The organism is Loktanella sp. DSM 29012 (genome assembly GCF_900110705.1).
GTDB lineage: Bacteria > Pseudomonadota > Alphaproteobacteria > Rhodobacterales > Rhodobacteraceae > Loktanella > Loktanella gaetbuli.
In genome coordinates this window covers 22976-35548 of the sequence record NZ_FOEJ01000008.1, presented here as the reverse complement: position 1 = coordinate 35548, position 12573 = coordinate 22976, and the positions used below count along the sequence as shown (strand labels likewise).

Sequence of the window (12573 nt, the reverse complement as noted above, 5' to 3'; positions counted from 1 at the left end):
TCCTTGTTTTGAATTACGTCTCTGGCGCCAGCGCCAGATCGAGAAGTTGCGGGATCATCAGCCGCGACCCAAAGCTGCTGAGGTGATCGTCGTCGAAATACAGGAATTGCCCGTCCTGCGCGATCCGGCAATCGGGGGTGCAGAACACCGGGCCGGGATCGACATAGATCGCCCCGTGTTTCTGCGCCATCTCGGTCAGGATCGCCTGCGCGCGGGCGTTGCGCTGGCGGTAATCCTCCAGATCGGGGGTGTCTGGTAGCGGCCGCCCCGCCATCAGCGCCCGCGTGGCAAAGGTCGGCACGTGATAACCGATTTCGGGAATTCCGCCGATCAGCACGATCCGGTCGGCATGAGGCCGGATCGCCGCCAGCATGCGGTCCAGACCATAGCGCGTCAGGTCCGCGTTATCGCCGTCTGCGGGCGCAGCCGCATCAACGGGGACCAGCGTCGCAAGCGGACCGTCCTCGCCCGGCGGTCGGGTGCCTTCGGCCAGCATCGCCCATCTGGCAAGCACGATCACGGTATCGATGCGGGTCTGCGCGCCGATCCAGCCCGCAGTGGCCTCGATCCATTGCGAGCATTGTGGTGCCATCATGTGTGTTCGCTGAACCCCCAGCAGGGGCGGGCAACCCGGACCATGAAAGGCAAGTCCCTGTCGATCATGGTCGCGTAGCCAATCATCGAATCCCGGCGTCGCCCATTGGGTATGTGAATCACCAATCATGACGATAACACGCGGTTCGCTGCTCGCCTTGCCCAGCTCGGCACAGCGCGGTGCTGATATCTGCGCAATACCGCAGCTGTCCTCACGCGCCACGCGCATCGTGGCCTGCGTATAGGCCTGTTCCAGACCTGCGGGCAGGCGGGCGGGGAAACCGTCCTTGACCATCAGCAGCGCAAACAGGCCCAGCAGGGCCGCACCCCCGGCCCCCGACAGCGCAAAGATCGCCCGGCGACCGAAACGCGCGCCGCCCTTGTGTGCGCGAAACGGGCGTTCCACGAACCGCCAGCTGGCCCAGGCCAGCCCCAGCGACAGCATCAGACAGATCACGATGGTTGCGGGGTCCAGATTGCCGCGCGCACTGGTCAGGATCCGTGCCGCCACCAGCACCGGCCAATGCACCAGATACAGCGAATAGGACATCAGCCCGATCCCCACCATGCCACGGGTGGACAACAGCCGCCCGGTCAGCGTGATCTGCGATTGTCCCGCCCAGATGATCGCCACCGCCCCAAGGCAAGGGGCCAGCGCGTTCAACCCCGGAAAGGGGTCGGTCTTGTCCAGGGTGAACACTGCCCAGGCGATGGCAACCAGACCGGCGGCGGCCACCAGTTCGGCCAGCAGCCGGTGGCGCAGCACAGGAAACGCCCCCAGCGCCAGAAGCGCGCCCAGACCCAGCTCCCACACACGGGTGGGCGTCAGGTAGAATGCCGCGACCGGGTGACGGGGCACCATCCAGACCGCCAGTGCGAATGACGCCAGCGACAGCCCCGCGATCAGCAGGGTCCGGCTGGTGCGCCGCCAGGCCGCGATCAGCCACAGCAACACCGGGAACACGATGTAGAATTGTTCCTCGACCGCCAGCGACCAGGTGTGCAGCAAAGGCTGCATGGATGTCGCGTTTGCGAAATAAGCGCTGTCGATGCGGAAAAAGTAGATGTTGGACGAAAACAGCAGCGATGCGATCCCCGCCTTGCCTATCACCACGTAGTGCTGCGGCAGCAGCAGGAACCAGAACACCACGATGCAGGCGGCCAGCACCACGAACAGCGCAGGCAGGATGCGCCGCGCGCGGCGTTCGTAGAAATCGATCAGCGAAAACCGCCCCTGTTCCAGCTCGCGCACAAGGATCCCCGTGATCAGGAACCCCGAGATCACGAAAAACACGTCCACGCCGACAAAACCGCCCGCGAACAGGCTCAGGCCCGCATGCCCCAGCACCACCGGCACGACGGCAAGCGTGCGCAGCCCGTCGATATCGCGCCGGTAGCCGGTAAAGTTCATGGGCCTAGCCCTCGACGCTGACCGGCAGGTCCAGACCGTGGGTTTTCAACAGCGCGTAGCGGCGCGCGGATTTGAGGTCTTCGCGCACCATTTCGGCGCACATCTCCTGGGCCGTGATCTCTGGCGTCCAGCCAAGGTTCGCCTTCGCCTTGGCGGGATCACCCAGCAGGGTTTCGACCTCGGCGGGGCGGAAGTAGCGCGGATCGATGCGCATGATGACATCGCCCACCGCGATATGCGGGGCCAGATCACCGTCGACAGCCGTGACGGTCGCGATTTCGTCCACGCCGGTGCCGGTGAATGCCAGTGTCACACCCATTTCAGCGGCCGACCAGGTGATGAACTCGCGCACGGAATACTGCACGCCAGTGGCGATGACGTAATCCTGCGGTTCGTCCTGCTGCAGCATCATCCACTGCATGCGGACGTAATCCTTGGCATGGCCCCAGTCGCGCAAGGAATCGATATTGCCCATGAACAGGCAATCCTCGAGGCCCATGGCGATGTTCGCCAGACCCCGCGTGATCTTGCGCGTGACAAATGTCTCGCCGCGGCGCGGGCTCTCGTGGTTGAACAGGATGCCGTTGCAGGCATACATCCCGTAAGCCTCGCGGTAGTTTACCGCGATCCAGTAGGCATACATCTTGGCCACCGCATAGGGGCTTCGGGGGTGGAACGGCGTGGTCTCGGTCTGGGGGGTTTCCTGCACCAAACCATACAGCTCCGACGTCGATGCCTGATAGAATTTCGTCTTTTTCTCCAGCCCCAGAAAACGGATCGCCTCGAGCAGGCGCAGGGTGCCCATGGCATCCACGTCTGCGGTGTATTCGGGCGCCTCGAAGCTGACGGCGACGTGGGATTGCGCGCCCAGGTTATAGACCTCGTCCGGCTGCACCTCTGAAATGATGCGGGTAAGGTTGGAACTGTCGGTCAGGTCGCCATAGTGCAGCTGGAACCGCTGGTTGTCGGTATGCGGGTCCTGATAGATGTGATCGACCCGGCCTGTGTTGAACAGCGACGCGCGGCGCTTGATGCCGTGCACCTCGTATCCCTTGTCCAGCAGGAATTCCGCCAGATAGCTGCCGTCCTGCCCGGTCACACCGGTGATCAAAGCCCGTTTCGTCATGTATCTGGTCCCGTTCCAACGCCTGTCATCGATCTTCTGTCGCAAAACCGGCACCCTCACAACTGCGGGGGGCAAAGGGCCTGGCATTCGCCACGGACCGTTGCGGGTCTGCCCCATAGGCCGGGCGCTGCGGTCAGACCGCGTTCACCCTGGCGCAGGACATCATCGCGCGATCCCTGATGACCGGAGCCATGCCATGACCACATATACCCCCCGCCTCGATCTGCCGTTTATCGAGGGCGCGCAGGCGCAGAAACACATCACGCACAACGCGGCCCTCGAACGGCTGGACCTGATCGTGCAGGGCACCGTCGCGGGGTTCGATGCCACCGACCCGCCCGGCACCCTGACCGAAGGCACCTGCTGGCATCTGGGCGAGACCCCCACCGGGGACTGGGCCGGGCACGACGGCGATATCGCCTGTGTCGCAGGCGGCGGCTGGTTGTTCATCACGCCGGTGGTCGGCTGGCGGCTGTGGGACCGGGCGACAGGCGTGCTGCGGGTGAACACCGGCACCGGCTGGGACACGGTCGGCGGCACCCCCGATCTGAACAATCTGGCGGGCGTCGGCGTGAACGCCACGGCAGACGCCACCAACCGGCTGGCGGTGGCCGCGGATGCCACGCTGCTGACCCACGCAGGCGGCGGTCACCAGCTCAAGGTCAACAAGGCCGGCCCCACTGATACCGCCAGCCTGCTGTTCCAGTCAGGTTGGTCGGGGCGGGCGGAAATGGGGCTGGCGGGCAGCGATGATTTCGCGATCAAGGTCAGCGCCGATGGCGCCACATTCACCGAAGCGCTACGGATCGATGCCACCACGGGTATCGTGACCATGCCCGCCACCCCGGCGACCAGCCCCGTTTCCAACGGGGCGCGGCAATTGCTCAGCTATCGGTTCCGGCATTTTCTCTATCCCGACCAGCGCTGGTGCGCGCCCTCGTCGCATACCGGATCGGCCAATGCCTCGCAGAACCTTGGCACCGGGGCAGAACCCAGCATCGATTTCGACTGTGCCGCACTGCTGATTTCGGCCGGGTCCCATATCGACCGGATTGTGCTGGCGGGCGACATCACCAGCAGCGACGTGGCCGACCTCGAGATCGGGATCTATTTCCAATATGGCCCTTGGAACGCGGGCTGGACCAACAACACATCCACCCTGCGCGACACCATCGTGGCCCCGGCCCTGACCGGCCTGGGTCAGATCAACGGCATGGTGCGTGTCAGTTACGCGGTGGATTACACCGCCCCCGACGAAGGCTATGTCTTTGCCGCGATCCGCGCCGCGGCAGGCAGCACGCTGGGGGGCACGCGCTATTTCAACTGTTCCGGCCTGATCGGCATGACCGCCCCGAACTAACGGGCCAACCGCCCCTTGAGCCAGCCCAGATAGGCCGCATCCGCCGACCGCAGCGCGGGGCGGCCACTGGCGACCCAGAACGCGCGCCATTCGGATTCCAGCGCATAGACATCCCAGCCCGGCGCCAGCGCGCGCGCCGCATCCAGCGTCTGGGGTTTGAGCGTGACACCCGCCTGTTCGGTGGGCATGCCGCGCCGGGTGAACCGAATGAGATCGCCCGCCTCTTCTTCCATCGTGTAGTCAGGCAGTCCGTCGGCGGTGATCATCCGGCGCAGCGCCGCACGGAACACGCGCAGGGGCGCGTCCGATCCCGCCTTTTCGTGCAGCGTGGCGACACTCGCACGCCAGGTCCGCTGCTGGCCGCAATGTTTGCGGGCCAGCTCGTAGATGCGGCGTTCGAGCGGTTTGCGCAGGCTGAAATAATCGCGGCTCAGCGTCAGGACGGATTTGGCCTGCACCGCCCGGAACAGCCAGTCCGACAGGGTCACGCGCACGCTGACCATCCGGCCACCGCGGGATTTGCGCACGATCTCCCAGCTTTCGATCAGGCCGAAACCAGTGGTGGTTTCCAGATCGCCCGTGACGATGTTGGTGGTGATGCGGGTGCCGGCCAGCCGTTCGAACCCGTCGCGCAACCGGGTATAGCTGTCGCCGCCCGTATCGCGCTGGGTCGCCATCAGCAGATCATGCGCCGTCAGCGTCAGGGTGCGGGCAATCGCACGACCTGCGTTGAGGGCGGCCATCAACTGGCTGATACAATAGATCAGGATGTCCTTGTCGTGGATCGTGGCCCGCCCCCGCACCGAGGGCGTCACCGTCACCGTGGTATCGCCACGGGTATAATGGCGGATCGTCTTGTCGGGCCGCGTGGACAGTGAAAACATCGGATGTTCCATCGACCCCAGATCCCCCTTGGGAGCTGCGTCAAAGATATCGCATACGAAAAAATCGTCCGGTCGCGCGGTGCTCATGTCGGTCTGCCTGTCCTGCTTCCGGTCGTTGCCGGTCGATTCCCGCTTCGGGGTTTCAGTGACACCCTAAAGTTATCCACAGGTCTGTGTAAACGCCCGTGAACGGGGGATCAGAGTCACCGCATTGGTGTATCAGAGTCGGGCTATCGGGGGATCAGAGTCGCAGCGGTGTTTCGGTGACGCGATAATCTGCTTTGAATCAGGCTGTTACCGATGCTGCCTGTTTCCGTAACTATCAACTAACGATCTCTAACACCATATTTTTTTTGGCAGCACACCAAAGCCGTGGTAGCGCTGTGTCATCCCCCTTGATTTGCTTAGAAAAACGCGCCCATGTGCAACCTTTTCTTCCATGTGCGTGGTTTTTGCGTATATTGACCCAAAGGCCGCACATAAGGCCGTCAGAGGGATCAAGAGATGAGCAGCACAGACCTTCCACCATATTTTCGCATCAACCCAGATCAGGCGCTGGCCGATTTGGATGATCCCGTCACCACCACCGGTTTCGCCAGTATCGCAGGGGCGGCCCGCGCGGGCCGTGACGACCTGGCCGGGCGTGGATTGGCAGAGGATGGTCAGCGGCATCTGCGCCTGTTCTCGACCTGGGAAATCACCCGCTACCTGATCCCCGTGGCCCAGGCCCATTTCCGCCGCGTGCTGAAACAGAACCCCGACCTGCCGCAGGGCCAGTCGGAAACCACGGGCGGCGCCAAGTGGTTCACCCTCGACGAGGTTCTGCGCCTGCGCGCCTTCTTTGGCCGCGAGGGGTCAAAGGCCAAGGAATATGTCCCCTACCGCCCCAAGGGGCTGCCTGCCAAAATGGTGGCGGTCGCCAACTTCAAGGGCGGTGTGGGCAAGACATCCACTGCGGCGCATCTGGCTATGTCCGCCGCCCTCGATGGTTACCGCGTGCTGGTCATTGATCTGGACAGCCAGGCCTCGATGACATCCGTCTTTGGCGGCCGGGTCGAGGATGAATGGCAGACGGTATTCCCGCTGCTGGCGCGGCATTATGCGAAACATTTGCAGCTCGACAACCAGCGGCGGCTGGATCGCGGTGACGCCCCGCAGCCGCTGGACGACACCCTGACCGAGGCGCTGGGGATCACGGCGCAAAGCCTCGTGCAGAAAACCCACTGGCCGAACATCGATCTGATCGGCGCCCAGCTGAACCTCTATTGGGCGGAATTTCAGGTGCCGGTCTGGCGGATGCAGGGTCGCGGATGGAAACTGTGGGATGCGCTGACGGATACGCTGGACGCCGACGGCATCCTTGACGACTACGACGTGATCTTCATCGATACGCCCCCTGCCCTGGGGTATCTTACGATCAACGGGTTGGCCGCCGCAGATATCCTGCTGGTCCCCGTCGGTGCGAGCTTTCTGGAGTTCGATTCCACGGGGCGGTTTTTCGACATGCTCCACACCACGTTCCAATCCATCGAGGAAGGTGAGAACCTCGCCGCCCGTGCGCTGGGGCGCGAAGAGATGGCGTTCCAATGGGATGCGGTCCGTGCGGTCGTCACACGGTTTGACGGCAGCCAACAGACCGAAATGGCGGGTCTGATGCAGGCCTATCTGGGCAAGACCCTGTCGCCCCACCGTCAAGATTTCACCGCCCTGATCGGTCAGGCCGGCGAACAGGTCCAGGGGATCTACGAAGCAGATTACCGCGATTTCAATCGCGAAACATATGCCCGTGGCCGCGAGACATTTGACGCCACCTATGCTGCCTTCAAGAGCCTGCTCTTGGGGGCTTGGCGGCGGGATGAACTGGCGCAGGCAAAGGCTGCGGAGTGATCGCTATATTACATAATATGTTTCGCATGCGAAACATCACGGAATCGACATATAATTTTTGCGCAGCGGGCGCAGGGCTCAGAACCTGTTTACCAAGCCCCCTGATTGTCGCATCCCGCAAGGAGACACCCGATGGCCAAGCGTAAGAGACTGACACCGGAACCGACCCGCCACGCACAGGTCGCGGCCCCCGAAACCAAGACGGCCATGCCGCGCGGATTGTCGGGCACGCGGATCCCGATTGCGGATGTCGCACAGGATGCATCATCGTCAGCCGCCTTGGCCGAGGTCGCGCAAACCCTGACCGAGGCCCGCAGCGAAGGGCGCCTGATCCAGCGCCTGCCGCTGGACCTGATCGACGCCGATCATCTGGTGCGCGACCGCATGGTCGCCGATGCCGAAGAGATGACGGTCCTCAAGGACAGCATCCGCGAACGTGGCCAGCAGACCGCGATCGAGGTGGTGGCACTGGAAGGTGGGCGCTTTGGTCTGATCTCGGGCTGGCGCCGTCTGGGGGCCCTGCGCGATCTGGCGTTCGAGACGAAAGATGCCGCGTTCGAGACTGTTCTGGCTATCGTGCGCACCCCGTCCGATGCGGCGGACGCCTATGTCGCCATGGTCGAGGAAAACGAGATCCGCGTCGGCCTGTCGTTCTATGAACGCGCCCGGATCGTGGCACGTGCGGTGGACAAGGGCGTGTTCAGCAGCGACCGGGTTGCGCTGTCGCAATTGTTCGCCGCCGTGTCGCGGTCCAAGCGGTCCAAGATCGGTAATTTCGTGTCTATCGTGCGTTTGTTAGACCCTGTTCTGGCCCACCCCACGGATCTGACGGAACGGTCCGGTCTGGCGCTGGTGCAGGCGCTGGAGGCGGACACCACACTGGCCGACCGTCTGACGGCAGCCCTGTCGCGGACACCGCAGCGGACGGCCGCACAAGAGGCGCAGATCATCGCGGATACGATTGCTGCGACCCACGCCCCTGCCCCACCCTATGCGCCGCAGGACCGGCCCAAGCTGCCGTCGCTGCGCGAAACGCTGTGTGACGGTCTGGAATACCGCGTGGACAAGGACGGGCAAATCCGGCTGACGGGTGCAGCGCTGCAGGATCAGGCGTTCGTGTCGCGGATGTTGCAGGCGCTGCGTGATCTGGATCGTAGATAAAAACAGGCTCTGACCCTGGGGTCAGAGCCTGTTTCGCAGCGCGACAATCATTCGTCCTCAGTCGATCCCATGTTGATGTGGTGCTGGGCGATCGCGTCATCGATATTGTCGAAATAGGTCAGTTGACCGTCCTCAAGCACGACACCTGCATCGCACAGGCGTTTGATCTGCGTCATCGAGTGCGTCACCACGATCGCCCCCGCCGTTGTCATCCGGTCCATGAAAGCGGCGCGGCTCTTGCGCTTGAAGGCGGCGTCGCCCACGGATGTGACCTCGTCCACAAGATAGGTGTCAAAGGGGATGCCGATGGAGATGCCGAAGGCGAGACGTGATCTCATGCCCGAGGAATAGCTTTGCACCGGCGCATGAAAATGCGGGCCGAGTTCGGCGAAATCCTGCACGAAATCCACCAGTTCATCGGTGTCGACGCCGTAGATGCGGGCCACGAATTTCGTGTTCTGCGCACCCGTCATCAGCCGATTGAAACTGCCTGCAAACCCCACGGTCCAGCTGACGGTGCCGGTCTTGTGGATGATGCCGCTGTCGGGACGGATCGACCCGCCGATCATGCTCATCAACGTGGTCTTGCCCGCACCGTTGCGTCCCAGCAGACCCACCGATCGCCCTGTGGGAAACGTCACGTTGGCGTTGCGAAAGATCGTCTTGCGCCCGCCGGGGGTGCGAAAGGTTTTCGTGACGTTGTCGAACTGGATCATTTGCGATCGCGCAGGGCGTAGTAAATCAGGCTGGTGATGGCCCAGATCAGAAAGCTGAACAGCGCCACCAGCGACAGGATCAGCCAGCGTTGCGGATACTGGGATTTCTCGGCCAGCGTCGGCGTGATGTAGGGGGCGAGATAAAAGCTCTGGCGGTTGGCCTCGCCGCGGGCGACATCGAATGCGCTGAGTGCGAGCGCATAGGCGTTTTCGGCGTATTCGCGGTCCACGGTCAGGCGTTCGAATTCCGCGACGGTCTCGGCGTATTCCACGCCTTCGGGATCGGCCGATCCGCCGCCCGATCCGAACTTGCGCCGTTCCTCTGCGATACGCGCTTCGATCACCTCGAGCCTGCGGCGGGCCTGTGCGACACGCGGATCGCTGGCGCTGGCGGTTTCAGAGATCAGGTCGAATTCGATCAGGGCCGCGGCCTGTTGCGCCTGCAGCGTGTTCAGCAGGCCCATCTGGCCCTGGATGTCGGCGGTCAGGTCGACGATCTGGTTTTGCAGGCGGAACGTGGTCAGCGCCTCACGGACGTATTTCAGGCGGTCCACGGCGATCAGCAGATCCTCTTGGGCATAGCGGGTCGCATCATCGCGTGCGATCTGTGACAGCTGGTTGATCAGCGTGCTGCCCTGCTCAAAGATTTCCTCGGCGATGCGGGTGGCGTCGGCGGGGTCAAAGGCCAGCACCAGCAGTTCCATCAACCCGGTGCCGCTGTCGTAGGAAATCCGGACCATGCGCTGCCAGTAGGATGTCAGGTCCTCGATCGTGGCACCGTCGGGGTCGAAACCCAGCAGCGGATCGCTGTCGTGGTGGCGGGCGTAGATCGTTTTCAGGTCGAGGGCCGCGTCCACCTGACGGACCATTTCCTGACTGCGGATGAATTCATAGAGAATGTCTGTTTCGCGGCTGGCGGACCCGCCACCGGCCAGACCGCCGCCCAATCCACTGAGCATGTCGGCGGGGGTTGCGACCTCTTCGGAGCGGACGGTGAACCCCAGGGTCGAGGCATATTGATCCGCAGCCCGTCCCCAGAGGTAAAACGCGCTGAGCAGGATCGGCAGCAGTGTGATGACCGCAAAGGACACGACAAGGCCCCAGTGCCGTTTGCGCACGCGGGCGGGCCCTGCGACGGGCTTGATTGGCTTTGCGGGTTTTTTGGGGGCTGCGGGGGCTGCCGTGGTGGTCGGTTCAGGGGTCTGTGGGGTCTCGGTCATCTGGCGTGGCCTTTTCTGCTATGGCCTTGTTACGCGGCTTGGGCCGGTTTGTCAGCGGCCCTTGCAAGGGCATGTGCCGTGTCATTGCGCCCCCGGCGGCGCAGCAGCCCGTCGCGCAGGCCCATGCGCATCAGTTTGTAATAGGTGCGGCGTTCCACGCCTTGGGTATGACGGCCACGGCGCCACCACATCAGCGTGTAATAGGCGAGGGCTGCGGGAAACACGATCGGTCCTGCGGCCTGGCGCGCGATGCTGACGCCGTTGCGGCAGTGGTAGTAGATTTTCCACAGGGGGCGATAGACGAACCCCTCGCCCAATGTGCCGCAGTCGTGTTCGAATCGCACGGATGGCGCCAGTGCCATGGTGAACCCCGCGCGGCGCAGGCGCAGGGAATAGAGCACGTCATCGCCGTAGATGAACAAACCACCCTCTGGCAGGCCGATCTCGGCCACCGCGTCACGGTGGACGAAGTAGCCGACGAAGGACGCCACATCGAGCGGCAGGGCAGGGGCGTCGGGGGCAAAGGCCGCGTCAGAGACGTGAAATCCCGCGCGCGATCCGGTGAACAGGGTCTTGGCAAACAGCCCCGCGTGCCAGAACGGATTGCGCGACGGGCGGTTCATCTCGCACAGGGTGCCGTCGGGATAGAACACGGCGGCGGCGACACAGCCAAGACGGGGGAATTGCGACTCCAAGCCGGGTGTTTCGCGGCGAAACACAGCCAGTGCGCCGGGGGCAGGGCGGGCGTCGTCATCCATCAGCGCCACCCAGTCGGGGTCAAGCTGGTCGCGGGCATAGGCCATGCCAGCCTCAAACCCCCCAGCACCGCCGGTGTTGTCGTCCAGCCGGATGACATGGACCCGGTCGCTGGCCTGTGCAGGCAGCCAGTCGGGCGTGGCATCGGTGCTGGCGTTGTCGACGACGACGATATGATCGACATCCTCGGCCAGCAGGCGGGGCAGGGTGATCTGCAATTCCGCCAGGCGGTTGAACGTGACGACGATAGCGCAAAGGGTCATAGCGGGGCCTGTGAAAAGAGCGGGGCAGGGGTGCCAGCGGCCTGTGCTGCCAGAAAGGCGTCAGCGGTATCCAGCGCCTCGCGGATGGTGACATCCATGTCGAGGTAACGGTAGGTGCCCAAACGCCCCATGAATGTCACGTTGGAAACGGTCTTGGCCCGTTCCACATAGTCTGACAGCAGGGCTTTTTCCGCGACCAGGCGGATCGGGTAATAGGGCGTGTCGCCCGGTTCGCAGGCGCGGGCGTATTCACGGTAAAGCACTGATTTTTCGTGGCTTTCCCAGGGTGCGAAGTGTTTGTGTTCGGTGATGCGCGTAAACGGCACTTCTGGATCTGGATGGTTCATCACCGCACAGCCCTGCCAGTCGCCGTCCGCGCGGAATTCCTCGAAATCCAGCGTGCGGTAACCCAGCCGGCCGATGTCATAGCCAAAGAACCCGTCCAGCGGCCCGGACCAGAACACATGGTCCCAGTCACCGGCGGTGGCGGGATCGAACACGGTGTTCAGCTGGACCGTGATCAGCGGATGATCGAGGATGTTTTCCACCAGTGCGGTATAGCCGTTCACCGGCATCCCCTGATGCGGATGGGCAAAGTAATTGTCGTCGTAGTTGAACCGCAGCGGCAGGCGTTTCAGGATCGAAGCCGGCAGGTTGGCTGGCGAGGTGCCCCATTGTTTTTCCGTGTAGCCCTTGAAGAAGGCGGCATAGAGGTCGGGCCCGACAAAGGCGAGCGCCTGTTCCTCGAAGCTTTCGGGTTCGGGGATATCGGCGGTCAGGGTGGCGACATGGGCGCGCATCTCGTCGGGGCGCAGGGCGGTGCCGAAGAACTGGTTCATCGTGTGCAGGTTGACGGGCAGGGTATAGACCGCCCCCTTGTGCGTGGATTTCACCCGGTTCTTGTAGGGCGCGAATTCACCGAATTTCCGGACATAGTCCCAGACCTCGTCATCGCCGGTGTGAAAGATATGCGGACCGTAGGTATGAACCATGACGCCGGTATCGGCATCGCGGGCCGTGTGGCAATTGCCCGCCACGTGATCGCGTGCATCGACGACGGTGCAGGCATGGCCTGCCTCGGCCAGCTTGCGTGCGACGACCGCGCCGGAAAAGCCCGCGCCGACCATGATAAACCGCTGTGTCATTCTGCCCTCGGCACCCCACATGTCGCTGCGCTATAACCGGAACTGGCGCG

At 63.4% G+C, this 12573-nt stretch carries 10 protein-coding genes; 3 read left to right on the top strand and 7 right to left on the bottom strand.

Features of this window, described 5'->3' with window-relative positions:
- Positions 1 to 13 precede the first annotated feature (13 nt).
- Complete coding sequence (locus tag BMX27_RS15190) at positions 14 to 2005, bottom strand: acyltransferase family protein (RefSeq protein WP_090161005.1); 1992 nt, start codon at positions 2003 to 2005, stop codon at positions 14 to 16.
- A gap of 4 nt (positions 2006 to 2009) precedes the next feature.
- The gene (gmd, locus tag BMX27_RS15185) at positions 2010 to 3131 is read right to left on the bottom strand and encodes a GDP-mannose 4,6-dehydratase (RefSeq protein ID WP_090161003.1); all 1122 of its coding nucleotides are present in this window, start codon (positions 3129 to 3131) and stop codon (positions 2010 to 2012) included.
- 196 nt (positions 3132 to 3327) lie between these two features.
- Between gmd and BMX27_RS15180 the strand changes: the two genes are divergently transcribed.
- Entirely contained in the window at positions 3328 to 4491 is a 1164-nt protein-coding gene (locus BMX27_RS15180; protein ID WP_177172745.1) for a DUF2793 domain-containing protein, read from the top strand.
- On the opposite strand, the gene BMX27_RS15175 is transcribed toward BMX27_RS15180, so the two are convergent.
- Entirely contained in the window at positions 4488 to 5462 is a 975-nt protein-coding gene (locus tag BMX27_RS15175) for a replication initiator protein A (protein WP_090160999.1), read from the bottom strand. The two genes, BMX27_RS15180 and BMX27_RS15175, sit on opposite strands and share 4 nt — an antisense overlap.
- A 417-nt stretch (positions 5463 to 5879) precedes the next feature.
- On the opposite strand from BMX27_RS15175, the gene BMX27_RS15170 reads away from it, so the two are divergent.
- Together BMX27_RS15170 and BMX27_RS15165 are read left to right on the top strand one after the other, a co-directional pair.
- Entirely contained in the window at positions 5880 to 7262 is a 1383-nt protein-coding gene (locus BMX27_RS15170; RefSeq protein WP_090160997.1) for an AAA family ATPase, read from the top strand.
- Between the two features lie 132 nt (positions 7263 to 7394).
- Entirely contained in the window at positions 7395 to 8423 is a 1029-nt protein-coding gene (locus tag BMX27_RS15165; RefSeq protein ID WP_090160995.1) for a ParB/RepB/Spo0J family partition protein, read from the top strand.
- 47 nt (positions 8424 to 8470) lie between these two features.
- On the opposite strand, the gene BMX27_RS15160 is transcribed toward BMX27_RS15165, so the two are convergent.
- Genes BMX27_RS15160 through glf form a run of 4 tightly spaced genes read right to left on the bottom strand, consistent with a single transcriptional unit; the run spans position 8471 to position 12523 of the window.
- Positions 8471 to 9139: an ABC transporter ATP-binding protein gene (locus BMX27_RS15160; protein ID WP_090160993.1), complete on the bottom strand. Its 669-nt coding sequence runs from the start codon at positions 9137 to 9139 to the stop codon at positions 8471 to 8473.
- Entirely contained in the window at positions 9136 to 10359 is a 1224-nt protein-coding gene (locus tag BMX27_RS15155) for a KpsE/RkpR family capsule polysaccharide export protein (protein WP_226749163.1), read from the bottom strand. The genes BMX27_RS15160 and BMX27_RS15155 overlap by 4 nt, the downstream gene beginning before the upstream one ends.
- A gap of 29 nt (positions 10360 to 10388) precedes the next feature.
- Positions 10389 to 11378: a glycosyltransferase gene (locus tag BMX27_RS15150; RefSeq protein WP_090160991.1), complete on the bottom strand. Its 990-nt coding sequence runs from the start codon at positions 11376 to 11378 to the stop codon at positions 10389 to 10391.
- A complete protein-coding gene (gene glf / locus BMX27_RS15145; RefSeq protein ID WP_090160988.1) occupies positions 11375 to 12523 on the bottom strand; it encodes a UDP-galactopyranose mutase in 1149 nt (382 codons plus the stop codon). Before glf ends, BMX27_RS15150 begins: the two co-directional genes overlap by 4 nt.
- Positions 12524 to 12573 lie beyond the last annotated feature (50 nt).